Source organism: Agrococcus sp. UYP33 (assembly GCF_054060915.1).
On record NZ_JBSSDR010000001.1, the window covers coordinates 1,889,560 to 1,913,302 of the forward strand.

Annotated in this window: 24 protein-coding genes and 1 tRNA gene; 10 read left to right on the plus strand and 15 right to left on the minus strand. The window is 72.0% G+C overall.

Annotated features, from left to right (window positions below; translation table 11 throughout):
• Positions 1–31 precede the first annotated feature (31 nt).
• Positions 32–1,279, plus strand: coding sequence for a glycosyltransferase (locus ACVWW9_RS09275; protein WP_456515256.1), 1,248 nt, complete (start codon positions 32–34; stop codon positions 1,277–1,279).
• Between the two features lie 7 nt (positions 1,280–1,286).
• Here the strand turns inward: ACVWW9_RS09275 and ACVWW9_RS09280 are convergent, their stop codons facing one another.
• Entirely contained in the window at positions 1,287–2,072 is a 786-nt protein-coding gene (locus ACVWW9_RS09280; RefSeq protein ID WP_456515257.1) for a crotonase/enoyl-CoA hydratase family protein, read from the minus strand.
• Between the two features lie 257 nt (positions 2,073–2,329).
• On the opposite strand from ACVWW9_RS09280, the gene ACVWW9_RS09285 reads away from it, so the two are divergent.
• The gene (locus ACVWW9_RS09285; protein ID WP_456515258.1) at positions 2,330–2,881 is read left to right on the plus strand and encodes a hypothetical protein; all 552 of its coding nucleotides are present in this window, start codon (positions 2,330–2,332) and stop codon (positions 2,879–2,881) included.
• Between the two features lie 76 nt (positions 2,882–2,957).
• Here the strand turns inward: ACVWW9_RS09285 and ACVWW9_RS09290 are convergent, their stop codons facing one another.
• From ACVWW9_RS09290 to ACVWW9_RS09315, 6 genes are all read right to left on the minus strand, one after another.
• Positions 2,958–3,764, minus strand: a complete 807-nt coding sequence (locus ACVWW9_RS09290; protein ID WP_123697397.1) for a PspA/IM30 family protein — start codon at positions 3,762–3,764, stop codon at positions 2,958–2,960.
• A 117-nt stretch (positions 3,765–3,881) separates the two neighbouring features.
• Positions 3,882–5,990, minus strand: coding sequence for a TPM domain-containing protein (locus ACVWW9_RS09295; protein WP_456515259.1), 2,109 nt, complete (start codon positions 5,988–5,990; stop codon positions 3,882–3,884).
• A 104-nt stretch (positions 5,991–6,094) separates the two neighbouring features.
• Entirely contained in the window at positions 6,095–6,793 is a 699-nt protein-coding gene (locus ACVWW9_RS09300) for a hypothetical protein (protein ID WP_456515260.1), read from the minus strand.
• Positions 6,790–7,350, minus strand: a complete 561-nt coding sequence (locus ACVWW9_RS09305) for a sigma-70 family RNA polymerase sigma factor (RefSeq protein WP_456515261.1) — start codon at positions 7,348–7,350, stop codon at positions 6,790–6,792. The genes ACVWW9_RS09300 and ACVWW9_RS09305 overlap by 4 nt, the downstream gene beginning before the upstream one ends.
• Positions 7,351–7,402: 52 nt before the next feature.
• Positions 7,403–8,047 (minus strand): FMN-binding negative transcriptional regulator, encoded by a 645-nt coding sequence (locus ACVWW9_RS09310; protein WP_456515262.1) that lies wholly within the window; start codon positions 8,045–8,047, stop codon positions 7,403–7,405.
• Between the two features lie 93 nt (positions 8,048–8,140).
• On the minus strand, positions 8,141–10,006 hold the full coding sequence (locus tag ACVWW9_RS09315) for a phosphoenolpyruvate carboxykinase (GTP) (protein ID WP_456515263.1): 1,866 nt from the start codon (positions 10,004–10,006) through the stop codon (positions 8,141–8,143).
• A gap of 236 nt (positions 10,007–10,242) precedes the next feature.
• On the opposite strand from ACVWW9_RS09315, the gene ACVWW9_RS09320 reads away from it, so the two are divergent.
• The 4 genes from ACVWW9_RS09320 to ACVWW9_RS09335 all read left to right on the plus strand — a co-directional run bounded on the left by ACVWW9_RS09320 (position 10,243) and on the right by ACVWW9_RS09335 (position 13,254).
• Positions 10,243–11,676, plus strand: coding sequence for a helix-turn-helix domain-containing protein (locus ACVWW9_RS09320; RefSeq protein WP_456515264.1), 1,434 nt, complete (start codon positions 10,243–10,245; stop codon positions 11,674–11,676).
• Between the two features lie 62 nt (positions 11,677–11,738).
• A complete protein-coding gene (locus ACVWW9_RS09325) occupies positions 11,739–12,371 on the plus strand; it encodes an arsenate-mycothiol transferase ArsC (RefSeq protein WP_456515265.1) in 633 nt (210 codons plus the stop codon).
• Positions 12,372–12,395: 24 nt separating this feature from the next.
• On the plus strand, positions 12,396–12,836 hold the full coding sequence (locus ACVWW9_RS09330; protein ID WP_456515266.1) for a helix-turn-helix transcriptional regulator: 441 nt from the start codon (positions 12,396–12,398) through the stop codon (positions 12,834–12,836).
• 10 nt (positions 12,837–12,846) lie between these two features.
• Positions 12,847–13,254 (plus strand): VOC family protein, encoded by a 408-nt coding sequence (locus ACVWW9_RS09335; RefSeq protein WP_354255527.1) that lies wholly within the window; start codon positions 12,847–12,849, stop codon positions 13,252–13,254.
• Positions 13,255–13,285: 31 nt separating this feature from the next.
• Here ACVWW9_RS09335 and ACVWW9_RS09340 read toward each other — a convergent pair whose 3' ends face one another.
• The 4 genes from ACVWW9_RS09340 to ACVWW9_RS09355 all read right to left on the minus strand — a co-directional run bounded on the left by ACVWW9_RS09340 (position 13,286) and on the right by ACVWW9_RS09355 (position 15,663).
• Positions 13,286–14,149, minus strand: a complete 864-nt coding sequence (locus ACVWW9_RS09340; RefSeq protein ID WP_456515267.1) for an SGNH/GDSL hydrolase family protein — start codon at positions 14,147–14,149, stop codon at positions 13,286–13,288.
• Between the two features lie 195 nt (positions 14,150–14,344).
• A complete protein-coding gene (locus ACVWW9_RS09345) occupies positions 14,345–14,683 on the minus strand; it encodes a heavy-metal-associated domain-containing protein (protein ID WP_456515268.1) in 339 nt (112 codons plus the stop codon).
• 38 nt (positions 14,684–14,721) lie between these two features.
• The gene (locus tag ACVWW9_RS09350; protein ID WP_123697409.1) at positions 14,722–15,027 is read right to left on the minus strand and encodes a metal-sensitive transcriptional regulator; all 306 of its coding nucleotides are present in this window, start codon (positions 15,025–15,027) and stop codon (positions 14,722–14,724) included.
• Between the two features lie 42 nt (positions 15,028–15,069).
• Positions 15,070–15,663 carry a TetR/AcrR family transcriptional regulator gene (locus ACVWW9_RS09355; RefSeq protein ID WP_456515269.1) on the minus strand — a complete coding sequence of 198 codons (594 nt, stop codon included), beginning with the start codon at positions 15,661–15,663 and terminating at the stop codon, positions 15,070–15,072.
• A 220-nt stretch (positions 15,664–15,883) separates the two neighbouring features.
• Here ACVWW9_RS09355 and ACVWW9_RS09360 point away from each other — a divergent pair, with 220 nt between their 5' ends.
• Entirely contained in the window at positions 15,884–16,864 is a 981-nt protein-coding gene (locus ACVWW9_RS09360; protein ID WP_456515270.1) for a hypothetical protein, read from the plus strand.
• A 128-nt stretch (positions 16,865–16,992) separates the two neighbouring features.
• Here the strand turns inward: ACVWW9_RS09360 and ACVWW9_RS09365 are convergent, their stop codons facing one another.
• The 4 genes from ACVWW9_RS09365 to ACVWW9_RS09380 all read right to left on the minus strand — a co-directional run bounded on the left by ACVWW9_RS09365 (position 16,993) and on the right by ACVWW9_RS09380 (position 19,196).
• Entirely contained in the window at positions 16,993–17,952 is a 960-nt protein-coding gene (locus ACVWW9_RS09365) for an arsenic resistance protein (RefSeq protein WP_456515271.1), read from the minus strand.
• Positions 17,949–18,167, minus strand: coding sequence for a hypothetical protein (locus tag ACVWW9_RS09370; RefSeq protein ID WP_456515272.1), 219 nt, complete (start codon positions 18,165–18,167; stop codon positions 17,949–17,951). Before ACVWW9_RS09370 ends, ACVWW9_RS09365 begins: the two co-directional genes overlap by 4 nt.
• Before the next feature lie 248 nt (positions 18,168–18,415).
• Positions 18,416–18,488 (minus strand) — tRNA-Arg (locus tag ACVWW9_RS09375).
• 75 nt (positions 18,489–18,563) lie between these two features.
• Positions 18,564–19,196, minus strand: coding sequence for a TetR/AcrR family transcriptional regulator (locus ACVWW9_RS09380; RefSeq protein WP_456515273.1), 633 nt, complete (start codon positions 19,194–19,196; stop codon positions 18,564–18,566).
• Between the two features lie 396 nt (positions 19,197–19,592).
• Between ACVWW9_RS09380 and ACVWW9_RS09385 the strand changes: the two genes are divergently transcribed.
• The 3 genes from ACVWW9_RS09385 to ACVWW9_RS09395 are packed head-to-tail and all read left to right on the plus strand — an operon-like array spanning position 19,593 to position 23,733.
• Positions 19,593–21,254: a GspE/PulE family protein gene (locus ACVWW9_RS09385; protein WP_456515274.1), complete on the plus strand. Its 1,662-nt coding sequence runs from the start codon at positions 19,593–19,595 to the stop codon at positions 21,252–21,254.
• On the plus strand, positions 21,251–22,510 hold the full coding sequence (locus ACVWW9_RS09390; RefSeq protein WP_354255509.1) for a type IV pilus twitching motility protein PilT: 1,260 nt from the start codon (positions 21,251–21,253) through the stop codon (positions 22,508–22,510). Before ACVWW9_RS09385 ends, ACVWW9_RS09390 begins: the two co-directional genes overlap by 4 nt.
• Positions 22,507–23,733 carry a type II secretion system F family protein gene (locus ACVWW9_RS09395; protein ID WP_456515275.1) on the plus strand — a complete coding sequence of 409 codons (1,227 nt, stop codon included), beginning with the start codon at positions 22,507–22,509 and terminating at the stop codon, positions 23,731–23,733. The genes ACVWW9_RS09390 and ACVWW9_RS09395 overlap by 4 nt, the downstream gene beginning before the upstream one ends.
• Positions 23,734–23,743: the final 10 nt, after the last annotated feature.

Sequence of the window (23,743 nt, forward strand, 5' to 3'; positions counted from 1 at the left end):
GCGGGCGAGGGCGCGCGGATAGCCTGGACGCATGCGCCCCGAGCCGTTCGGCATCCCCGATGCGGAGCCGCTGCGCATCGCGGTCGTCTCGATGCACACGTCGCCCACCGATCGCCCCGGCAAGGGCGACGCGGGCGGGCTCAACGTGCTCGTGCTCGAGAGCGCGATGGCGCTCGCCGCCCGCGGCCACCACGTCGACGTCTTCACCCGCTCCGCCGGCGCGCCCCACTCGCACGCCATCGCGTCGGGCGTGACGCTCTACGCGCTCGCGACCGGCGGCGGCGTCGTGCGCAAGCACGAGCTGCCCAACCTCGCCGACGCGTTCGGCGCCGAGCTGGAGCGCGCCGCACTCGCCGCGACCGACTCCTACGACGTGATCCACGCGCACTACTGGCTCTCGGGGCTCGCGGCGCTGCCGGTGTCGCTGTCGCTCGGCATCCCGATCGTGCAGACGTTCCACACCCTCGCCGAGGAGAAGAACCGCAGGCTCGCGACCGACGAGCGCCCCGAGCCCGAGCGTCGCGTGCTCACCGAGCGCTACCTCGCGGGCGAGGTGGACGCGATCGCCGCCGTCTCGCGCGCGGAGGTCGACGTGCTCTGCGACGGCATCGGCGCATCCGCCGAGCGAGTCTGGCTGGTGCCGCCGGCGGTCGACGCGCTGCTGTTCCAGCCGCGCCCCGTGGCGTCGCGCGCCGAGGTGCGCGCGCGGCTCGGCGTGCGGCCCGACGACGGGCTCGTCGTCTGCGTCGGCCGCGTGCAGCCGCTCAAGGGCCAGGACCTCGCCGTGCGCATGCTCGAGCACCTGCCGGATGCCGTGCTCGTCGTCGCGGGGGACGCCACGCCTGGCGACGAGCGGTACCTCGAGTCGCTGCACGACATCGCGCGCGAGATCGGCATCGAGGGGCGAGTGCGCCACATCGGCAGCCTCGAGCGGCCGGCGCTCGCGCGCCTGCTCGACGCGGCGGATGTCGTCGTGGTGCCCAGCCGCACGGAGTCGTTCGGCCTCGTGCCGCTCGAGGCGGCGGCGAGCGGCACGCCAGTCGTGGCCTCGCGCGTCGGCGGGCTCGTGGAGTCGGTCGTCGACGGCGAGACCGGCGTGCTCGTCGACGGCCGCGATCCCGCCGAGTGGGCGCAGGCCGTCGGCGCGATCCTCGAGGACGTCGACCTGCAGGTCGAGCTGGGGCTCGCGGGCCGCCGCATCGTCAGCCGCCGCGAGTGGCGCGACGTCGCGCAGGAGCTCGAGGCCGTCTACCGCTCGACGATCCCGTCCCGCGCCTGACAGCGCCTCAGTCGCCCTGGAAGGGGATGGGCTTCCCGGCGAGGTAGCCCTCGGCCGCTCGGCGCGCGTCGTTCGTCATGCCCAGCCGCTGCACCGTGGGCAGCAGCGAGCCGACCGCATCCGACGTGTCGACGAGCGCCTCGCGCGCCGCTGCGAGCGTCGCCTGCACGGCGAGCGGTGCCTGCGCGGCGATCCGCTCGGCGAGGTCCAGCGCCCGCTCGAGCTCCGTCCCCGCGGGCACGACCTCCTGCACGAGCCCGATGCGGTGCGCCTCCGCGGCGTCGAAGCGGTCGCCGGTCAGCACCCAGCGCATCGCGTCGCCCCAGCCGAGCCGCGGGAACCGCACGGTCGCGCCGCCGAACGGCATGATGCCGCGCGCGACCTCGAGCTGCGCGAAGACCGTCGAGTCGGCGGCGACGACGATGTCGGCGGCGAGCGCGAGCTCGATGCCGAGCGTGAGGCACGTGCCCTGCACGGCGAGCACGACGGGCTTCCGCACCGGCGGCGTCTGCAGCCCCCACGGGTCGAGCCCGCCGTCGGGCACGAGCCGGATGCGCCCGGTCGCGAGCTTCGGCGCGATGTCGGCGAGGTCGAGCCCGGCCGTGAAGTGGTCGCCGCGGGCGCTCACGACGCCGGCGCGCAGCGTCGGGTCGCGGTCGAGCTGCCCGTAGGCGAGCGACAGCTCCTGCAGCATCCGCTCGTCGGCCGCGTTGCGCTTGTCGACCCGGTCGAGGGTCATGTGGAGGATGGTGCCGCGTCGCTCGATCGCGACGCGCGGAGTCGTCTCGGTCACGCCGTCAACCTAGCGGCGGGCGGTGAACGGCGAGTGGACGTTCGTCCACGCCCTCCAAACGCGGCGCCGCGTGACCGCGATCCACCGTCGACCACCTCCGCCCGGAGGGGCAGATCGGGGAGTACCGCCGCCCGGGGTCGCGGCCTACGCTCGGCGGCGGACGATGTCGCCGGCGCAGCCGACCGCTGGTGCGGGTGCGCGGGTCACGAGGTGGGCGCTGTCCGTCCGGAAGTTCCGTTCCACCGAAGGGCACCACCATGTTCAAGCAGACCAAGACCCGCGCGCTGCTCACCGCGGTCCTCGTCGGCGGCCTCATCGCCGCGGGCGCCGCTCCGGCCGGCGCGCAGGTCGTCGAGCGCTACACCATCGAGGACTCCGGGAGCGGCGTCGCGGCCAACTTCTGCGGTGCTGGCCTGGACGTGGCCTACACCTTCGAGGTCACCGGATCCGGCACCGTGAGGACGCGCGGGGACGGCGAGCTGCTGTGGTTCCACGAGCGCACCCGCACCGTGCAGACGTTCACCTACGACGGCATGACGGTCACCGACATCCAGCCGAGCACGCTCTCGAGGGATCACAAGATCGTCGACAACGGCGACGGCACGATCAGCGTCACCGTGCTGCTCACCGGAGGAGAGCGCCTCATCGGCAGCGACGGCAAGGTGCTCGCCAAGGGCGACGGCCAGGTCCGGCTGCTGCTCGTCATCGACGTCGCGACCGACCAGGTGCTGAGCGAGGAGGTCATCTTCGGCTCGACGGGCACGAACGACGACTTCTGCGCGGCGATGCTCGAGCACTGGGGCGTCTGACCGTCCGCCGGCACGACGAAGGCGGAGGCCCGGGGGCCTCCGCCTTCGGCTGCACCGCTGCGGCGCGGTCGACGTCCTAGCGGTCGACGACCTCGGCCTCGACGGTGTCGCCCTGCGTGCTCTGCTGCGAGCCGCCGATCGCGCCCTGCTGCGTGCCGCCGCCGACAGCCCGCTGCTGGTCGTGCTTGAGCGCGGCGAGGCGCGCCTCGATCTCGGTCTCGCGGCCGACGTCCTCGAGCGCCTCGAACTGCGCGTCGAGCGACGACGCGGCGAGCTCCTGCTGGCCGACGACCCGTGCCTCCTCGCGACGGATCTTCTCCTCGAAGCGGCCGATCTCGCTCGTCGGGTCCATGATGTCGATCGACTTCACGGCGTCGTGCACCTGCGTCTGCGCCTCCGCGACCTTCGCGCGGGCGATGAGCTCGGAGCGCTTCGACTTCAGCTGGTCGAGCTTGCCCTTCATGGTGTCGAGGCCGGTCTTCAGCTTGTCGACGACCTCGTTCTGCGACTGGATCGACGGCTCGGCGGCGCGTGCCTCCGACTCCGACTGCATCTGCTTGCCGATGGCGACCTTCGCGAGGTTGTCGAACTTCGCGGCGTCGGGGGAGCCGGTGGTGCGCAGCTCGTCGGCGCGCTGGCTGGCGGCGAGCGCCTTGCGGCCCCAGTCCTCGGCCGCGCGCACGTCCTCCTGGTAGTCCTGCTCCTGCAGGCGGAGGTTGCCGATCGTCTGCGCGATGGCCGACTCGGCCTCGGCGATCGAGTTCGTGTAGTCGCGAACCATCTGGTCGAGCATCTTCTGGGGGTCCTCGGCCTGGTCGAGGAGCGCGTTGATGTTGGCCTTCGCGAGCTGCGAGATGCGGCCGAGGATGGACTGCTTGGACATGGATGTTCCTTCCTGCTGTTGCCGCCGGAGCGGCCATGGGAATCGTGCTCTGGTCATGGGTCGGATGTCTACGTGTGAGTCGGTGGGATCGCTGGGCCGTGCACGGGTCGGGTCGTGTCAGTCGCCGAAGAATCCGCCTCCGCCGCCGAAGTCGCCGCCGCCGCCGGAGAAGCCGCCGCCGAAGAAGCCGCCGCCTCCTCCGCCGCCGAACGAGCCGCCGCCGCCGGAGAAGAGGTCACCGAGGCCGCCGCCGCCACCGCCGCCCTCGCCGCCGCCGCCGAAGGGGTCGGTGTAGCCGCCGGCGTGCCCGCCGATGCCGCCGCCGGGGCCGTTCAGCATGTCGCCGAGGATGTAGCCAAGCAGGCCACCGGTGAGCATGTCCTGCCCGCGCCCGCCGCCCATGCCGCCGCCGCGACCGCCGCGATAGTAGGGGTTCTGCGCCTGGCCGCCCCATCCGCCGACGTCGCCCGACGCGTCCTGCATCGCCTGCTCGGCGTGCTGCGACGCCGCCTGCGCGTACTGCGAGGCGGTGGCCGGGTCGGCCTCGCGCAGCCGCAGCGCCTGCGCGAGCTCCTGCTGCGCGGTGGCGAGCAGCTGCCGCGCGTGGGGGCCGACGCCCATGCGGCGGGTGCGGATGTAGTCCTCGGCGCGGTCGATGTTCGCCCGCGCGGAGTCGATCCAGCGGTCCAGGCCCACCTGCTGGCGCTGCAGCTGGGCGCCGCCCTCCCGCAGCTGCGCGGTCGCCTCGTCGAGGCGCTGGTTGGCGCGCTGCAGGTTGCTCAGCACCGTGAGCGTGTCGGTGGGTCGCTGCTGCGCGACCCGCACCTGCTCCTCGACGTGCTGGATGAGCGGCGCCAGGTCCACCGTGCTGGTGCTGCGCAGCGTCTTGGCGGCTGCGATGTCGCCGATCGAGTCCTGCACGAGCTCGTCGAGCTGCCTGCGGGAGGTGTCGAGGTCGCGCTCCGCGCGCTCGACCGCGGCGAGCAGGCCGGAGGCCTGCGCGAGCGCGGCCTCGGCGGCGTGCACGGCGAGCGCCGCGTTCGAGCCGTTGCCCTGCTGGCTCGCCTCGCGGCCGGCGGCGAGCGACTGGTCGATGTTCGGCAGCTGCCGCTCGGCACCCGCGATGTTCTCGCGGACCGGGTCGATGGATGCGCCGGCGTGCACGTCGTCGAGGCGGTCGAGGATCTGCCGCGCGTTCGCGATGCGCCCGTCGAGCTGCTGGCGGGACTGCACGAGCGACTCGAGCACCTGCGGCGCGGTGCGCTCGAGGTCGCGCAGCTGCTCGAACGAGGTCGCGTGGCTCGCGAGCTCGGTGCCCGCGCCGTTGGCGATCTGGAGGATGCGGCTCGACCACTCGTGCCGCTCCTGGTCGGAGTCGGGGAAGGCGTCGTCGAGCTGCTGCTGCAGCGCGAAGGCCTCGGTGAGGCCGGCCTTCGCCTTGTCGAGCGCCTCCCGGTAGGGCCGCACGGCCTCCTCGCCGAACTGCGCGTTCGCGAAGGCGAGCTCCTGCTCGCTCGCCTGCACGGTGTCGTCGAGCTGCACGAGCGCGATGTCGGCGCGCTGCTTGAGCTCCTCGAGGCTCAGCTGCTGCTGCTTGCGCTCGGCGACCTCGCCCTGCTTCTTGCGCCGCGAGCGCATGCCGCGGGTGACGAGGAACGCGCCCCCGCCGACCACCGCCGCGCCGCCGACGAGCAGCACGACCGGCCACGGGTCGATGTTGACCTCCGTGCCGCCCTCGGTGCCGCCCGTCGCGATCGCCTCGCCCACCGCGGTGGAGAAGCCCGTCACGCCGCCGGGGACGTCGCCGTTGTTGAGCGCCGGGAGCAGCGACTCCTGCGCGATCTGGTTGACCTCGGCCTCCGAGAGCGGGAAGCCCTGCGGGTAGCCGTAGCCCCACTGGCTGTCGTCCATCGCGATCGTGACGAGCAGGTCGTCCTGGCCGAGCCCGGAGGCCTCCGCCGACTGCACCGACCACTCGCCGCGGTCGATGCCGTCGTAGGAGTCGACCACGACGACGAACACGTCGCCGTCGGATGCGGCGTTCGCCTCCTCGAGCTGCGCCGTCACCTCGGCGTCGTCGGCCTGGTAGTCGCCGGTCGTGTCGACGAAGGGGTCGGTGCCGACGTCGACGGGATCCTCGGCGACGAGCGCTCCGGCCGAGAGCGCCAGCAGGCCTGCGGCCCACATCGCGACGACCGCGAACGGACGGACGATCCTGGCCTGCATCTGCGCTCCCCGCTGCCGGCACGTCTCGGGGGTGCCGACCTGGCGCGAGTCTAGCCAGCGGACGTGAGCGGGAGCCTGGGGGATGACCCCCGTCTGCGCCGCTCTCAGCGAACGCCCCAGGGGTCGCCGACGACGGTCGCGGTCGAGGTCTCGCCGTCGTGCACGAGCGTGACGAGCGCGAGCGGCGCGATGCCGACTGCCTCGCCGGCGACGCCGCAGTCCGAGCGCGGTCCCAGTTCGACCGGGGTCGATCCGGTGGCGCGAGCGACGAGGTCAAGGTGGAGCACCCGGCCCGCGTCCAGCGCCGCAGCCAGCGGGACGCCCTGCGCATCGACCGCGGCGCTGCCGGCCGCCTCGAGCGTGATGGTCGCACCGGCATCCAGGAGGCTCGAGACCGCGAGCTCCGACGCACCGTCGGCCGGGTCGTCGAGGAACCGCAGCTCGATGCCGAGGCCGGTCGCGGCGATGGCCGCGCACGCGTCGGCGAGCGCAGCGCCATCGGCGGGACCTGCCTCCGTGGCGCCGGTCTGCGACCCGGCGTCGCCGCCGCCGACCCCCTCCTCCTGCGCCGGCGCGCCGGCGTCCTCGGCCAGCCCCGGCGCGCTCGTCGGCTGGAACGACTGCAGCCCCGGTGCGACGAAGGGCGCGATGATGAGGATCCCCGCGCCCGCGGTGGCAGCGGTGACCGCTGCGACCTTCGGTCGCCGCGTGCGCCGCGCGCCCGCGAGCACCGCGTCCACGTCGATGCCCGACCGGGGGCCAGGGATGTCGTGCAGCCGCCGCCGCAGCTTGTCGTCGCTCATGTGCGCTCGCCCGTCGTCCGGTCCTGCTCCGCCGCGGTGCCGCCCGCCTCGCGGTCCGCCCGTCCCTGCTCCCGCTCGAGCATGCCGCGCAGCTTGCCGAGCGCGTCCGACAGGTACCGCTTCACGGCACCGGCGGAGATGCCGAGCTCGGTCGCGATCTGCTCGACGGTGCGGTCCTCGTCGTAGCGCAGCACGATGCAGGCGCGCTCGCGCGGGGAGAGCCGCTGCAGGCGGTGCGCCATGTCGAGCCGCTCGCCCGTGAGCGTCGCGCCCGAGTCGACGCCCTCGCGCTCGACGACGAGCGGGGCGATGCGGCGCCAGCGCTGGCCGCGGCGGGCGCGATCGAGGAACTTGTTCGCGATCGCCTTGCGCACGTAGGCCTCCGCCTGCTCGACCTCGAAGCCGTTGCGGAGTCGGCCGAACGTGGCCGCCAGGGCGTCCTGCACCATGTCGCGCGCCTCCTCCTCGTCGCCGCTCAGGAGCATCGCGTACCGCACGAGCGCCTCGCCCCGGTGGGCGACGAGCTCGGCGCAGACCTGCTCCCACCGGGCTGGCACGCGAGTCTCCTCCTACCCTCTAGGACGAACGAGCGACGTCGATGGTTGGGGCTCAGCCGGCGGCGCGCATGCGCGCGGCGAGTCGCGGGTGGGATGCCTCGAGCTGCGCGACCACGCTGGCGCGCGTCTCGGGCGACTTGTTCTGGCTCATCTTCGCCTTCGCGTCGAAGGCGCGGACGCGGAGGCGCAGGCCAACGGTGCCCATCGCCATGCCGCGGTTGCCCTCGTCGTCGATGTCGAGCCGGACGCCCCCATCCGACGCGTAGTGACCCTCGAAGTGCTCGACGAGGCGATGCAGCACGCGCAGGTTCTCGTCCGGGTCGAGCACCTCGACGTCGCACGTGAGCGTGGCCATCTCGAAGTTCCACGTGGGCACCTGCCCGCGGTCGTCGCCGAGGTACCAGCTGGGGGAGATGTAGCCGTGCTCGCCCTGCACCACGACGAGCATCTGCGGCGGCCCCTGCTCCGGCGTGCGCTCCGCGAGCAGGCCGTGGCTGCGCGCATCGGCGCGGCCGAGGTGCGTGACGAGCACGAGCCGGTCGTCCTGCGCGTCGGGGTGCTCGTCGTCGACGAGCACGGGCGACGGCGAGGCGACCATGCCGTCCGCCGGATGCGAGACGAGCAGCATCCAGGGCGCGCGCCGCGCGAGCGCGCGCACCTCGTCGATCCCGATGCGGTACTGCGGATTCGGCTGCATGCCCCCATCCTCCGCCGAACTTCCCTGAACCGCGGGATTTCGATCGCGAAACCCGCGGTTGAGAGAAGTTCGGCGAGGTCGCGCCGCGGCGGGTCAGGCGGCGACGGCCTGCTGCATGTGCTCGAGGCGCCACCGCACGTGGTTGAGCTGGCGCACGAGGCCGGTGGGCAGCGCGCGGCCGAACTGGCCGAAGAACGCCTCGACGTCGACCAGCTCGGTGAGCCACGCCTTCGCGTCGATCTCGAACAGCTCCTCCATCACGGCCGGGTCGATGTCGAGGCCGTCGAGGTTGAGCGCGTCGTCGGCCGGCATGACGCCGATCGCGGTGTCGACGCCACTCGCGGTGCCGGCGACGCGGCCCGCGATCCACTCGAGCACGCGGGCGTTCTCGCCGAACCCGGGCCACAGGAATCCGCCCTCGTCGTCGCGGCGGAACCAGTTGACCGAGAAGATCTTCGGCGCGCCGCGGCCGAGCCGGTGGCCCATGTCGATCCAGTGCGTGAAGTAGTCGCCCATGTTGTAGCCGCAGAACGGCAGCATCGCGAACGGGTCGCGGCGGATCTCGCCGACCGGGCCCTCCGCGGCAGCGGTCTGCTGGCTCGAGACGGTCGCGCCGACGTAGACGCCGTGCTCCCAGTCGCGCGCCTGCATCACGAGCGGCACCTGCGAGGGACGACGGCCGCCGAAGATGATGGCGTCGAGCGGCACGCCCGTCGGGGCATCCCAGTCGGGCGCGATCGACGGCGCCTGCTCGGCGCGCACCGTGAAGCGGGCGTTGGGGTGCGCGGCCGGGCCGTTGGCCGGGTCGTAGGGGCGACCCTGCCAGTCGATGAGGCCCTCGGGCGCCTCCTTCGTCATCCCCTCCCACCAGACGTCGCCGTCGGCGGTGAGCGCCACGTTCGTGAAGATCGTGTCGTGGTCCATCATCGCCATCGCGGTCGCGTTGGTCTTCTCGCTCGTGCCGGGGGCGACGCCGAAGAAGCCGTTCTCGGGGTTGATCGCCCACAGCCGGCCGTCGGGGCCGGGCCGCATCCAGACGATGTCGTCGCCGAGCGTCTCGACCGTCCAGCCGGGGATCGTCGGCTGCAGCATCGCGAGGTTCGTCTTGCCGCACGCCGACGGGAAGGCGCCCGCGAGGTGCAGCTGGCGGCCGTCCTCGTGCTTCATGCGCAGCAGCAGCATGTGCTCGGCGAGCCAGCCCTCGTCTCGCGCCTGCACCGACGCGATGCGGAGCGCGAAGCACTTCTTCGCCAGCAGCGCGTTGCCGCCGTAGGCCGAGCCGAACGACCAGATCTCGCGCGTCTCCGGGAAGTGCGAGATGTAGCGGGTCGGGTTGCACGGCCAGGCGACGTCCTGCTCGCCCTCGGCGAGCGGCGCGCCGACCGAGTGCACCGCGGGCACCCAGTCGTCGGTGCCGTGCATCGCCTCGAGGGCGGCGGTGCCGACGCGGGTCATGAAGTGCATGGATGCGACGACGTACGGCGAGTCGGTCAGCTCGATGCCCAGCTTCGAGATCGGGCCGCCGACCGGTCCCATCGAGAAGGGGATGACGTACATCGTGCGGCCGGCCATGGCGCCGTCGAAGAGGCCGCCGAGCACCTGCCGCATCGCCTGCGGGTCGCGCCAGTTGTTCGTGGGGCCGGCGTCGTCCGCGTCCTCCGCGCAGATGAACGTGCGGTCCTCCATGCGGGCGACGTCGCCGGGGTGGGAGCGGGCGAGGTAGCTGCCCGGTCGCGCGGGGACGGGCACGATCGTGCCGGCCTCGAGCATCACGTCGGTGACGCGCTGCAGCTCCTCGGCGGAGCCGTCGCACCAGACGATGTCACGGGGCTCGAGCAGGTTCGCGACGCTCGCGACCCAGGCGACGACGCCGGGGTCGGCGCCCTCGGGCGCGTGCACGGCCTTCGCCCGCACGGGCTTGGCAGCGGAGCGGGACGGAGCAGCGGGGAGGATCGTCATGCTCCGAGTCTGCGCGCCGTTCACGCTCTGAAGCCGTGTCGTCGAGGGAAGATTCGCTGTTTCCTTCGCAGCGGTGAAGCGACGCCGGGGTCGATGGTGGCCCAGTCGCCCGGAATCGAGCCATCGGCGGTCGCCGTCGGAGCGATCCGGGTACGCCACCGCGCTAGACCTTCATGGCGTGACCGGAGGGGAGACGCATGGCGGAAGGATCCGCAGAAGTTTCGTACACTGATGCCATGGTCGACGCAGCAATCCTCGGGCACCGCATCCGGCACTTCCGCACGACCGCCGGGCTGACGCTCGATGCGCTGGGGGAGCGGATCGGCCTGGCCGGCAGTCAGCTCTCGCTCATCGAGAACGGCCACCGCGAGCCGAAGCTCAGCCACCTGCAGGCCATCGCCGAGGTGCTCGGCGTCGGCACCGCCCAGCTGCTCGACCCCGAGCCCCCGAGCGAGCGCTCCCGCATGGAGCTCGACCTGCAGCGACTGCAGGAGGGCGCGAGCTACCGTCGCCTCGGGCTGCCGACCGTGCGCCCGACGCGCTCGATGGGCGACGACCTGCTCGCGGCCCTCGTCGGCATGCACCGCGAGCTCGATCGCCGGGCGCGCGAGGCCATCGCGACCCCCGAGCAGGCGCGCCGCGACGCCACCGCGCTGCGGCACCGGATGCGGGAGCAGTCGAACGCGCTGCCAGAGATCGAGGACCTCGCCGAGGAGCAGCTGCGCGCCGTCGGCTACGAGGGCGGCAGCCTCACGCACCGCACCGTCAGCGAGATGGCGGCGCGGCTGGGCTTCGAGCTCGTCTACGTCACCGACCTGCCGCACTCGACGCGCTCGGTCACCGACCTCGAGAACGGCCGCATCTACCTGCCGCCGGCGTCGATCCCCGGCGGTCACGGCCTCCGCTCGATGTCGCTGCAGGCGCTCGCGCACCGGCTGCTCGGCCACCACGAGCCGCAGGACTACAGCGAGTTCCTCCAGCAGCGGCTCGAGATCAACTACTTCGCCGCCGCGACGCTCATGCCGCGCTCGCGGGCCGTCGAGTACCTGCGGAAGGCGAAGAAGGAGCGCAACCTCGCGGTCGAGGACTTCCGCGACGCGTTCGGCGTGACGCACGAGACCGCGGCCATGCGCTTCACGAACCTCGCGACCACGCACCTCGACCTGCGCGTGCACTTCCTGCGGGTGCAGGAGGACGGCGCGCTGTCGCGCGTGTACGAGAACGACGGCATCCCCATCCCGGTCGACGCGTCCGGTCATGCGGAGGGCCAGCTCGTCTGCCGCAAGTTCGCCGCCCGCAGCGCGTTCGAGCGCACCTCGCGGACGACGGAGTTCTACCAGTACACCGACACCCCGAACGGGACGTACTGGTGCTCGACGCAGACCGGCTCCGGTGCCGACGGCGAGTTCTCGATCTCCTTCGGCGTGCGCTTCGACGACGCGAAGTACTTCCGCGGCGCCCAGACGGCGTTCCGCGAGGTCTCGACGTGCCCCGACGAGCGCTGCTGCGCCCGCCCGGACGGCGCGCTCGTGGAGCGCTGGCGCCGCAAGTCGTGGGCGTCTGCCCGCATGCACCAGCACACGCTCGCGCCGCTGCCGTCGGGCACCTACCCCGGCGTCGACGACGCCGAGCTCTACGGCTTCCTCGAGCGCCACGCGCCCGCGCTCTGACGCTTGGCTGGCGGTCCGCGCGCCCGTAGCCTGGATGCGCGGGGTGGACCGAAGGAGCCGACATGATCGAGTCCGACCAGGGCGGCAGCTCGCCGGATGCGGTGCTGCGCAGCGGCGCGAAGCGCCTCGCCGCGCGCCATCCCGACCTCGATCCGCAGCTCGTCGAGCGCGTGGTCTTCGAGTCGCACGCGACGCTCGCGCGCGGCGCGCGCGTCCGCGCGCACCTGCCGCCGCTCGCGCTGCAGTTCGCGGCGGATCGGCTGCAGGCGCTCGATCGTCGCGGCACCCGGGCCGAGGGCGCGCCGCTGCGCGTGCTCGTCGAGTCGATCCGCAACGACGGCATCTCGCAGATGGCCGCCGCCTACCTCAACGTGTTGGGGGAGGGCAGGATCGCGGCGCTCTCGGGGGCGCTCAACCCGGCCGACCAGGTGCTGCGCACCGTCGGCGACGTGATGGCGGAGGACGGCGTGCCGCTCTCCGACAGCTTCCCGAAGCCCGTCACCGACGACCTCGCGCGGGCCGCCGACGTCATCATCACCATGCTCATCGAGCACCCCTTCGACCTCGTCGACGGCCAGCGCATCGAGGTGTGGGACTTCGACGACCCGGCCGGGCTCAGCACCGACGAGGTGCGGCGCATCCGCGACCGCGTGCGCCGGCAGGTGACGGCGTTCGTCGAGGCCCTGCCCGGCTGAGCCCGCATCGGCGATGATGGGCCGATGGTCGACCTCGACGAGCTGCGCCGCCTCCGTCGCGCACGCGACCGGATGGACCGCGAGTTCGCGCGGCCGCTCGACGTCGCCGCGCTCGCGCGCACCGCGCTGATGTCGAGCGCGCACTTCAGCCGCCGCTTCCGCGACACCTACGGCGAGACGCCCTACGCCTACCTCATGACCCGGCGCATCGAGCGCGCCGCGGCGCTGCTGCGCGGCGGCGAGGTGAGCGTCACGGATGCGTGCATGCAGGTCGGGTGTACGAGCCTCGGCTCGTTCTCGGCGAGCTTCACGAAGCTGATGGGAGAGACCCCCAGCGCCTACCGGGCCCGCGACCACGAGGCGCTCGACGGCATGCCGGGCTGCCTGGCGATGGTGCTGACGCGACCGCGGAAGGGCGATCCGTCGGGCAGTTTCCGAGAAGCGCGACGGGCGGTGCCCGCCTAGTGTCGTGCGCATGAGCATCTCCATCAGCGCAGTGCATGTCATCGTCGACGACCCGGATGCCGCGGTCGCCTTCTACCGCGACGTCCTCGGGATGTCGGTGACGAGCGAGGTCGAGAACGAGGGGTTCCGCTGGGTGACCCTGTCGCCGCCGTCGCAGCCCGGCATCCAGCTCGTGCTGTCGCATCCGCGCGCAGGCCGGTCGGAGCAGGACGGCGAGGCGATCGCCGCGCTGCTCGCGAAGGGCGAGCTCGGGAGCGTCAACCTCCGGGCCGGCGACCTCGACGCGGTGTTCGAGCGCGCGACGAGCGCCGAGGGCGTCGAGATCGTGCAGGAGCCGACCGACCAGTTCTGGGGCGTGCGCGACATCGCGCTGCGCGATCCGGCGGGCAACCTCGTGCGGATCGAGCAGGCCGCGTAGCGCGCTGCCCGCGCCGCGTCGCCACCAGCGGCTAGGGGATGTCGGGCGCCGCTGCCGCGAGTGCGTCGGCGTACGCCCGCATGCCGCGGCTGTCGATGTGGAACCCGCGGTCGACCGTGGCGGTGCCCGAGATGACCCGGCTGATCCATGGGCTGCCCGAGTCGCAGAGGCCGTGGCCGTCGAAGGTCGCGGTGACGTCGACGTACGAGACGCCCTCGTCGCCGGTCGCGCTCATGTACCCGACGAGCCCGCCGAGGATCGCGGCGTTCACGAGCTCGATGCCGGCGTTGACGAACTTCGTGTCCGCGGCGCTGAAGACGACGTGCGTGCCCCGGTAGGTGCCGGCCCTGCAGACGCCGCTGGCGAGATCGCCGAACAGCAGCGGATAGCCGGTGACGAGGATCTGCGCGTTCGGCGCCTGGCTGCGCACGGCTGCCAGCATCTGCGCGATGTCGGTGGGCAGCGCGGCGATGGCGGCGAACGCGTCGGCCTTCGCCTGGCCGCAGGCCAGCGGATCGCCCCCGGCGCGGCACTCGAGCAGCACCCGCTGCCACGCCACGTTGTTGACGCCCGCGGTGATCGTGACGAGCCTCGTGCCGAAGCCGAGGTCGCCGAGCTGGCTCGTGATCACGTCCCGGGTGGTCGCGCCCGCGCACGCGCTCGAGGCGACCCCGGTGCCCAGCATCGATCCGAGCTGTGCCGGGTACGCCCTCCGCGAGCGCAGGCAGTCGCTGTCGACGTAGGGCAGGTTGCCCGTGCCGGCGGCCTCGGAGTCACCGAGGGCGACGTAGACGGCGCCGTCCGGCGGATCCGCCGCGGAGGCGGGGGTGGCCACGGCGAGGGCGGAGGCGCCCACGACCATGGCGGCGAGGATGGCGATCGAGCGACGCTGCATGATGACCCCTGACGACGGGATCCGAGCGCCGTGACCGCGGGGATCGGCACTGACACTAGACCCGCCCGGCGCCGTCCGCCAGGGGGCGCCCGAGCGTGGAGGTGCCGGCCCATGCGGCACCACGAGCAGAGCGCCGGCCCCCGAGGGGACCGGCGCTCGCGATGCTTCGGGTCGGCGCTGGGCTCAGCGCTCGGCTCAGGCCTCGACGAGCGTGTAGCCCGCCTCGCTGACGGCGGCGCGCACGTCATCGAGGCGCAGCGGTGCGTCGGCCGAGACGGTGACCGTGGAGCGGCCGCCGGCCACGAGCTGGACGTCGACGCCCTCGACGCCCGCGAGCCCGGAGAGCTCCTCGGTGACCGACGAGACGCAGTGGCCGCACGTCATGCCGTCGACCTCGAACGTCTGCGCGGTGGCAGACGGGGTCGCAGCCGACGAGACGCCACACGCGCCGCCGCCGCAGCAGCCGCCGGCCTGGGCCTGCGCGTCGGCCTGTGCCTCGGCGGGGGTGGACAGGATCTCGATGTTCTGGAGCATGGTGGTGCCTTCCTCGTGCGAATGGCTTGCGGGATCGATCAGGAGCGGACGAGGCGCGCGATCGCGGCGCTCGCCTCTGCGAGCTTCGCCTGCGCGACGGGGCCGCCGGACTCGGCCGCCTCGGCGACGCAGTGCGCGAGGTGGTCCTCGAGCAGCTGCAGCGCGACGGTCTCGAGCGCCTTCGTGGCGGCGGAGACCTGCGTCAGGATGTCGATGCAGTACGCATCCTCGTCGACCATCCGCGCGACGCCGCGCACCTGGCCCTCAGCGCGGCGCAGGCGCTTGAGGAGGGCGTCCTTGTCGGCGGTGTAGCCGTGCGTGGGGGCGGCGGTGGCGATGCTCATGATGCGTCCAGGATACCCCTGAGGGGTATGGGTGGCAATGCCTCAGGCGGCGACCGCGTCGACGTGCTCCGGCGTGGCCCAGCTGCGCCAGATGGCGGCCAGCTGCGCGTCGAAGAGCGCGTCCGCCTGCTCGGCGGGATACAGGCCGAGCAGCTCGAGCGTGATGAAGCCGTGGAGGCCCGCGAAGATCGTTCGGGTCGAGGTCTCGGGGTCGCCGTGCAGCACGCCCTGCTCGACCGCGGACCGGACAGCGCGCAGCAGCGGCTCGGTGGTGCTGTCGCGGGCCTCGTCGACCGCAGGGGTCGACTCGCCGCGACCGAAGACCACCTGGAACATCGACGCGTTGTCGGCCGCCCACTGGCGCCATGCGTGCGCGAGGCCAAGGATGCGCTGCACCGGGTCATCGACGTCTGCCTCGTTCTGCGCGTCGACGAGCGAGCTCGCGGCGCGGAGCGTGATCGCCTCCAGCAGCTCGCCGCGCGAGCCGAAGAGCGAGTAGACCGCCGACGTCGACGTGCCGATCGACGCGACGAGCGGGCGCAGCGAGAAGTCGGGCCCCTCGGTGGCCATCAGCTCCGTCGCGGCCTCGAGGAGGCGCTGGCGGAGGTGCTCGTCATGCAGGCGTGGTCTTCCCATGATGCAGAGCGTACGCGGTCACGGACGCTGTTTCGGGCGCAGGCGCGATCGATCCGCGTGTCGTGTACCCCAACGCCCTCTCGCATGTGCGTTGCGCACAACCGGGCGGCCATCGCCCGGGCAACGCTGTTATCATACGCGCGTCGGCAGACCGCGCGGCGCGTCCGGTCCGGCGCCACGGACAGGCGGGCTCATGTGGACACATCGGCAGGCGCGGCGTGTGAAGGCCTGGCTGATGCTGGGACTCGGCCTCGCGATCCTCGCGCTCGTCATCCCGCTCGTGCTGCGGGTCTACCAGCAGCGCTGGCCCGATCAGGGCACGCGGCCGCTCATCGTGGTCGCGACGCAGGGCGACGGTCGGCCGTACACGGTGCAGGTGCGCTCCGAGATCGACGACGCCGGCGAGTACCGCTTCCGCTTCGCGGTGGAGCTGGCTGAGAAGTCCGACTCGGGCGCCGAGCGGGCGCCCATCGACTTCCAGCTGACCCTCGTCGGTCGAGGCCTCGAGGGGGCCGTGTCGTGCGGCACCGACGCGGTCGCGCCGTCCGCGGTCGCCGCTGCCGAGCTCGATCCGTCGACGAGGCGGGCCTACGACATCGACCGCAGCTCCGACCTGCTCTCCGCGACCGGCGCGGACGTCGAGGAGTCGGAGCTCGCGTTCCTGCGGATCGAGGGCCAGCTGTCGACGATCTACGCAGGCGACGCCGTGCCGGCGCTCGATGCGAGCGACGGGGGCAGGCCGCTCGCGCACGGGTGCACGATCGCGTCGACGGTGCTGTGGGCCACGGGCGGCGGCAGCCCCATGGCGGCTGTTCGATCCACGCTCTTCGCGCCCCAGTACAACGCGACCACGATCGAGGGCGGCGACGACGAGCTGACCGGCCTGCAGGCGTACCTCTGGGTCGAGCGGGCGACCAGCGCGACGATCGAGGACTCGTATCCCGTCGCATCGCCAGATTCGACCGGGTGGAGCACCTGGTACACCCCGCGCTGGTTCGCGAGCGACTTCCTCTACACCGATCAGCCGACCTGGTTGTTCGAGAACCGCGATCAGGCGCGCTTCGAGCAGGCGCTGCTGCTGTTCGGCGGCATCCTGCTCGGCCTCGGGCTGTCGCTGTTCCAGGGAGGAATGAGCGACCTCATCGAGGCGCATGCACGGGAGGAGAGCGCGGAGCAGCGTGCGGGGGAGCGCGGGGGCTGAACGGCCGTCGTGCGTCGAGGCCGACACGGCCACGACGGGGCGCCGACGTCAGAGGAGCGAGAGCGGCTCAAGCGCGTCCGTCACTCAGGCCAGGACGGGCCGACGGGGCACGGACGTCGTTGCGACCGTCAGGCGGCGGGGGCTAGTCGCGGAACGACGCGCACATAGATCGCCATGCCGATCAGCTCCACCACGGTCTGCGTGACGATGGCGGCGGCGGCGAGGTGGAGCTCGGGCGGCAGCGCGAGCGCCAGAGGCAGCACGACGAGGGAATTGCGGGTTGCAACGCTGAAGATCAGCGCTCGGCTCTGCGGCACGTCGAGGCGTGCCAGACGGGCGACCACCAGTCCTGCGAAGGGCATGATGCAGAGGAACGCGATGTACAGCGGCACGACAGCCAGCAATGCCAGCGCTTGCAGCGCCACCGTCGGTGTCTGAGAGGCGACGACGACGAAGAGCACGAGCACCATGAGGGGCACCATCGCCGCGCTCGACCGCGAGGCGAAGGTCGCTACCCCTCGTTGCCGACGCGCGGCCCACTGGGTCGCGGCGGCCGCAGCGAGAGGAAGAAGGATGAGGACGACGAGTGCCTCGACGAACGGACCGGGATCCACGCTGGCGGCGGCTGCCTCTCCGGCGAAGAGGAGCAGGTAGAGCGGCAGCAAGAGCAGCTGCGCGATCATCAGCAACGGCGCGGCCGCAAGGAGGCGCTCGTGAGCACCGCCAGCGGCCGCAGCGAAGACGATCACGTAGTCGATGCACGGAGTCAGGAGCACGAGGAGCACGCCGACGAGCAGCGCGTCGTCCGTCGCGACGAAGCGTGAGAGCAAGAACGCGACCGCCGGCGCGACGAGGAAGTTCGCTCCGAGCAGCGCGACCAGGAAGCGCACGTCGCGAAAGCTGCGGCCGATCTCCACGAAGGGCACGCCGAGGAAGGTCACGTACAGGAGCAGCGCGATGGCAGGGTTGATCGCCACATGCAGATGTTCGACATCGGGCGCGAGCAGACCGACCACGACGCCCAGTGCGACGGTGGCCAGGTAGAGCGGGACTTGGTGGCGCTCCAGTCGCCGCACCGCGGAGGTCACCGTCGAGGCGACAGGGCTTCGAGGCCGGTCAGCTCTTCGAGCATCTCCAGGCCCGCGGGCGGGGTCCCGATCGTGAGATCGAAGGTCGCGCCGTGCAGCGAGATGTCGAACGAGAAGAACGGGCAGCAATCCTGCTCCGCGACCGCGAGTCGGACGACAGCGCTCGCGTCGTGGACCGGCAGCACGTAGCGCACGGCGTTCTCGAGACGCTGCACCGCGGCATCCTGCAAGACCTCCCGCCATCCCGCGATCTGCTCGCCGCGGTCGCTCCCGAGCGAGCAAGCGACCGGCGGAGCGTCACGCGAGAGTGGCATGCGTCGAGGGTAGACCGTCCGGTCCCGCGGCGTGGGCCGCTCCAGGGGAGCGGGGACGACGCAGCTCCTTGGCAACACCGAAGGCACGGTGAGGCACCGAGTAGGTACCAGCGGCGCGAGCACTGCCGACGAACCCGCTCAAGCACCGGTGCCCCCAGCAGGATTCGAACCTGCGGCCTTCTGCTCCGGAGGCAGACGCTCTATCCCCTGAGCTATGGGGGCCGGGCTGCCGAGGCAGCAGCGCCCAATCTAGCACCGGCGCCGACGGGGCGACGACCGCCTCGACGCGGCCCTGGGCTACGCGTCGGGGATGAGTCCTGCCTCGAGGTCGTGGAAGCCGTGCTCGACGAGCTCCGAGATGGCACGGCGGTCGCCGTCGGTGTTGACCCACACGCGGATCGCCGTCTTCACGACCGCGGTCGCGGCGCCGGCGATCAGCCGGGGGAACGGTGCGGTCTCGGGGTCGACGCCGCTGCGCTCGGCGATCACCTCGCGGATCGCGTCCTCCAGCTCGTCGTACTGCGCCATCCGGTACGGCAGCAGGGCGTGGAACCGCTCGACGAGCAGCTCCTTCTCGCGGATCGCGTGCAGCTGCTCGGGCGTCCATGCCCGCACGTTGGCCGCGAGCACCTCGCGCAGGGAGACGAGCGGCGGCTCGTCGGCCGGCCGGTCGGCGAGACCCTCGAGCAGCACGATCGGGGGCGTGTCGCCCGATGCGACGACGGCCGCCTCCTTGGACGAGAAGTAGTTCGAGACGGTGCGGGGCGAGACGAAGGCGCGGTCGGCGATCTGGTCGACCGTCACGTCGTCGAGGCCGCGGTCGAGCGCGAGCTCGAAGGCCGCGTCGGCGATCGTCTTGTGCGTGAGCGCCTTCTTGCGCTCGCGCAGGCCTGTCGGCGCGTGGAAGCCAGCGCCGTCGTGGTCAGTCATGGTCGAGCACCGACGTCCGGTCGGTAGGGGATGCGTGCATGGTGAGCGCCCTGTCGGATGGTGGGACGAGTCCCGAATCGTATGCCGCGGAGCCGCGGCGACCTGCTGCAAGTGTGCCCGATAACAGCGTTACTTCTACGGGACGGTGCACTTCCCTGCGAAATGCTGAGGAAGCATCCCCGCGCCTGAGTCAAACTTGAGTTCTGGAATTGTTGCGCAGTCGGTAACGGCGTGTGACACTCAACTCTTGTCGGGCCAAGCAGGTCCGACGACACGCTCAGCTCCGGAGTCCCCAGCCCCGGCCCTGTCACGAAGGACCCACTCCATGCTCGCACTCCACTGTGCGGTCGATGCGCCCTGCGCCGACCGCGCGCGGCGATAGAGGAAGCAGCCGCCATGGCATCGCTCACCTCTCTGCTGGTGCGCCAGGGGAACCTCTCCATGTCCCGTCGGGACGAGCTGCTCGCGGCCGGCGTCGACGACGACGCGGCCGTCCGCACCCTCATCGACGAGGGCGTCATCACGAACACCCAGGCGGCGCAGGTGCGCGCCGCGCAGGCCGGCGTGCCGTTCGTCGTCCTCACCGAGCTCGCCGTCGACCACGCCGCGGTCGCGAGAGTGCCGAGCTCCACCGCCCGCCGGCACACGGTCCTGCCGATCGCGATCGAGGGCCGCTACCTCGTCGTCGCGATGACCGACCCCGCCGACGTGCTCGCCATCGACGACGTGCGCCAGGCATCCGGCATGGCCGTGCAGCCCGTCGTCGCCGAGCGCCCCGACCTGCTGAACGCCATCGACCGGTTCCACCGCGCCGACAGCGAGCTCAACGACATCACGTCGGTCGTCGAGGAGGAGGAGCGCGCCGTCGAGGCGAGCACCTTCGGCATGGCCGACGCGGCCGACGAGGACGCGCCGATCGTGCGCTTCGTCAACCTGCTCGTCAGCCAGGCCGTGCAGGACCGTGCGAGCGACATCCACATCGAGCCGGGGGAGCGCTCGGTGCGCGTGCGCTTCCGCGTCGACGGCGTGCTGCACGAGATGACCGGCGCCCCGAAGGGCATGCAGCAGGGCATCATCTCGCGCCTCAAGATCATGAGCGACATCGACATCGCCGAGCGTCGCCGCCCGCAGGACGGCCGCATGTCGGTCATGCACGACGGCCGCAAGATCGACCTCCGCGTCGCGACGCTGCCGACGGTGTGGGGCGAGAAGATCGTCATGCGCATCCTCGACTCGGGCGGCACGAAGCTCGACCTCGCCGACCTGGGCCTGCTGCAGCACAACTTCGAGCGCTACGAGGCCTCCTACCGCAAGCCCTACGGCATGATCCTCGTCACGGGCCCCACGGGCTCGGGCAAGTCGACCACGCTCTACACGACGCTCCACGCCGTCTCCCGCGCCGAGGTCAACGTGATCACGGTCGAGGACCCGGTGGAGTACCGGATGCCCGGCGTCAACCAGGTGCAGGTGCACCCGAAGGCCGGCCTCACGTTCGCCGCCGCGCTGCGCTCGATCCTCCGATCCGACCCCGACGTCGTGCTCATCGGTGAGATCCGCGACCACGAGACGGCGCAGATCGCCATCGAGGCGTCGCTCACCGGCCACCTCGTGCTCTCGACGCTGCACACGAACGACGCGCCGAGCGCGATCACCCGACTGACGGAGATGGGCATCGAGCCCTTCCTCGTCGGCTCCGCGCTCGACTGCGTGGTCGCCCAGCGACTGGCGCGGCGCCTCTGCGACCGCTGCAAGCAGCCCGACACCCGCGAGACGCACCACTTCCAGGCGCTCGGCTTCGACACGTCGACCGCCGGCGGCGTGCACCGCGCGGTCGGCTGCACCCACTGCTCGGGCACCGGCTACCGCGGGCGCATCGCGATCCACGAGGTCATGACCGTCACCGAGGAGATCGAGCGGATGACCGTGGCACGCGAGTCGACCTCCGAGATCGCGCGCGTCGCGGCCTCGCAGGGCATGCGCACGCTGCGCCAGGACGCCTGGCTCAAGGCGTGCGCCGGCCTCACGTCGGTCGACGAGATCGTGCGGGTGATCGTATGAGCGGCATCTCGATGACCGGCGTCCTCGGCGAGCCGCAGGGGCTGTCGACGCGGGCGAGCCTGCGGCAGCGCGCGCAGTCGGTGGAGCCGGAGGCGGCCGCCCCCGCGCAGATCATGCCGCGCGGCGACGACAGCGACCTGCTGCTCGCGCTCGAGTGGGTCGTCCGGGTCGGCGCCTCCGACCTCCACGTGACTGCCGACACGGCGCCGACGATGCGCCTCGACGGCATGCTCGTGCCGCTCGAGGAGTTCGGCATCTGGTCGACCGCGCGCGTCGCGTCGGCGCTCAGCTCGATCATGACGGCGGACCACCGCGAGACGTTCGAGCGCGAGCTCGAGCTCGACTTCGCCTACCAGCTGTCGGAGGCCGCGCGCTTCCGCGTGAACATCTACCAGCAGCGCTCCGCGCAGGGCGCGGCGTTCCGCCTCATCCCCACGCGCATCCGCACGATCGACGAGCTCGACCTGCCGCCGGCCATCACCCGCTTCGCCACCCTCCCGCGCGGCCTCGTGCTCGTGACCGGACCGACGGGCTCCGGCAAGTCGACGACGCTCGCGGCGCTCATCGACCTGATCAACCGCACCCGCGCGGAGCACATCGTGACGGTCGAGGACCCGATCGAGTTCATGCACCCGCGCAAGAAGGCGGTCATCAACCAGCGCGAGGTCGGCCACGACACGCACAGCTTCTCGAAGGCGCTCAAGCACGTGCTGCGCCAGGACCCCGACGTCATCCTCGTCGGCGAGATGCGCGACCTCGAGACGATCTCGGTCGCCCTCACCGCCGCCGAGACCGGCCACCTCGTCTTCGCGACGCTCCACACGCAGAGCGCCGCGCAGACCATCGACCGCATCATCGACGTCTACCCGCCCTACCAGCAGAGCCAGGTGCGCGCGCAGCTCGCGGCGACGCTGCAGGGCGTCGTCTGCCAGACCCTCGTGCCCCGCGCGGGCGGCCGCGGCCGCATCGCCGCGAGCGAGGTGCTCGTGGCGACCTCGGCCATCTCGAACCTCATCCGGGAGGGCCAGACCCACCAGATCGCGAGCGCGCTGCAGTCCGGCGCGTCGCAGGGCATGCGCACGCTCGACCAGCACCTCGCCGAGCTCGTGAACCGCGGTCTCATCCGCGAGGACGCGGCCCGCGACAAGGCGCAGAACGTCGATGACTTCCGCGGCATGCTCGCCACCTCCGGCGGCCCCAAGCTCGATGCCGGCGTCGACTTCGGCGACACCTTCTCGAAGGGTCAGCGCGCATGACGAGCACGAAGACGTGGCAGTACAAGGGCCGTGACACGACCGGCAAGGTCGTCAAGGGCAAGCTCGACGCCGCAAGCCAGGTCGCCGTCGTCTCGCGGATGCGCGAGCTGGGGCTCTCTCCGGTGAGCGTCGCCGAGACCGGCACCGGCACGGGCCTGCAGCGCGAGATCGAGCTGCCCTTCAACAAGGGCGTGAAGCTCAAGGACCTCGCGGTGATGAGCCGCCAGATGGCGACGATGATCGGCGCCGGCCTCTCGATCCTGCGCACGCTCAAGATCCTCGCGGAGCAGACCGAGAACTCGACGCTGCGCAAGACGCTCGACGAGGTGCGCATCGAGATCGAGGGCGGCGGATCGCTCTCGAGCTCGTTCGGCCGCCACACGACGGTCTTCCCGCCGCTCATGATCCACCTCATCGGTGCGGGCGAGACCGGCGGCTTCCTCGACGGTGCGCTCAACGCGGTCGCCGACTCCTTCGAGAAGGAGGTCAAGCTGCGCGGCACCGTGCAGTCGGCGATGGCCTACCCCGTCGTGGTGGTCGGCATGGCACTGCTCGCCGTCGTGGGCATGGTGTGGTTCATCGTCCCGATCTTCGAGGGGATGTTCGCCGACCTCGGCGGCGAGCTGCCGCTGGCGACGCAGATCCTCGTGACCCTCTCGGGCAACATGGTCTGGCTCGGCCCGCTGCTCATCGTCGCGGCCGTGGTGTTCTCGGTGTGGTGGCGACGCAACAAGAACGCGCCAGAGGTGCGCGCCTTCCTCGACCCGCTGCTGCTCAAGCTCCCGGTGTTCGGCGAGCTCATCGGCAAGATCGCACTCGCGCGCTTCACCCGCAACTTCGCGGCACTGCTCGGCGCGGGCGTGCCCATCGTGCTCGCGCTCAACGTCGTGGGCGAGGTCTCGGGCAACAGCGTGATCCAGCAGGCGAGCGCCCGCATCGCGACCGCGGTCCGCGAGGGACGCCCGGTCGCCGAGCAGCTCGCGCACGAGCCTGTGTTCCCGCCGATGGTCGTGCAGATGATCGCGGTCGGAGAGGACGCCGGCTCGATGGAGACGATGCTCGCGAAGATCGCCGACGCGTACGACAACGAGGTCGAGGCGACGACCGCACAGATGACCTCGATCATCGAGCCGATCCTCATCGCCGGCGTCGGCGCGCTCATCGGCGCGATGATCGTCGCCCTCTACATGCCGGTCTTCACCATCTTCGAGCAGATCAACTGATCGCTCGTTT

Coding starts and splice junctions, on each gene's coding strand:
- ACVWW9_RS09275 (WP_456515256.1), top strand. CDS start 32: ATGCGCCCCGAGCCGTTCGGCATCCCCGATGCGGAGCCGCTGCGCATC.
- ACVWW9_RS09285 (WP_456515258.1), top strand. CDS start 2,330: ATGTTCAAGCAGACCAAGACCCGCGCGCTGCTCACCGCGGTCCTCGTC.
- ACVWW9_RS09290 (WP_123697397.1), bottom strand. CDS start 3,764: ATGTCCAAGCAGTCCATCCTCGGCCGCATCTCGCAGCTCGCGAAGGCC.
- ACVWW9_RS09295 (WP_456515259.1), bottom strand. CDS start 5,990: ATGCAGGCCAGGATCGTCCGTCCGTTCGCGGTCGTCGCGATGTGGGCC.
- ACVWW9_RS09300 (WP_456515260.1), bottom strand. CDS start 6,793: ATGAGCGACGACAAGCTGCGGCGGCGGCTGCACGACATCCCTGGCCCC.
- ACVWW9_RS09310 (WP_456515262.1), bottom strand. CDS start 8,047: ATGCAGCCGAATCCGCAGTACCGCATCGGGATCGACGAGGTGCGCGCG.
- ACVWW9_RS09315 (WP_456515263.1), bottom strand. CDS start 10,006: ATGACGATCCTCCCCGCTGCTCCGTCCCGCTCCGCTGCCAAGCCCGTG.
- ACVWW9_RS09320 (WP_456515264.1), top strand. CDS start 10,243: ATGGTCGACGCAGCAATCCTCGGGCACCGCATCCGGCACTTCCGCACG.
- ACVWW9_RS09325 (WP_456515265.1), top strand. CDS start 11,739: ATGATCGAGTCCGACCAGGGCGGCAGCTCGCCGGATGCGGTGCTGCGC.
- ACVWW9_RS09330 (WP_456515266.1), top strand. CDS start 12,396: ATGGTCGACCTCGACGAGCTGCGCCGCCTCCGTCGCGCACGCGACCGG.
- ACVWW9_RS09335 (WP_354255527.1), top strand. CDS start 12,847: ATGAGCATCTCCATCAGCGCAGTGCATGTCATCGTCGACGACCCGGAT.
- ACVWW9_RS09340 (WP_456515267.1), bottom strand. CDS start 14,149: ATGCAGCGTCGCTCGATCGCCATCCTCGCCGCCATGGTCGTGGGCGCC.
- ACVWW9_RS09345 (WP_456515268.1), bottom strand. CDS start 14,683: ATGCTCCAGAACATCGAGATCCTGTCCACCCCCGCCGAGGCACAGGCC.
- ACVWW9_RS09350 (WP_123697409.1), bottom strand. CDS start 15,027: ATGAGCATCGCCACCGCCGCCCCCACGCACGGCTACACCGCCGACAAG.
- ACVWW9_RS09355 (WP_456515269.1), bottom strand. CDS start 15,663: ATGGGAAGACCACGCCTGCATGACGAGCACCTCCGCCAGCGCCTCCTC.
- ACVWW9_RS09380 (WP_456515273.1), bottom strand. CDS start 19,196: ATGACTGACCACGACGGCGCTGGCTTCCACGCGCCGACAGGCCTGCGC.
- ACVWW9_RS09385 (WP_456515274.1), top strand. CDS start 19,593: ATGGCATCGCTCACCTCTCTGCTGGTGCGCCAGGGGAACCTCTCCATG.
- ACVWW9_RS09390 (WP_354255509.1), top strand. CDS start 21,251: ATGAGCGGCATCTCGATGACCGGCGTCCTCGGCGAGCCGCAGGGGCTG.
- ACVWW9_RS09395 (WP_456515275.1), top strand. CDS start 22,507: ATGACGAGCACGAAGACGTGGCAGTACAAGGGCCGTGACACGACCGGC.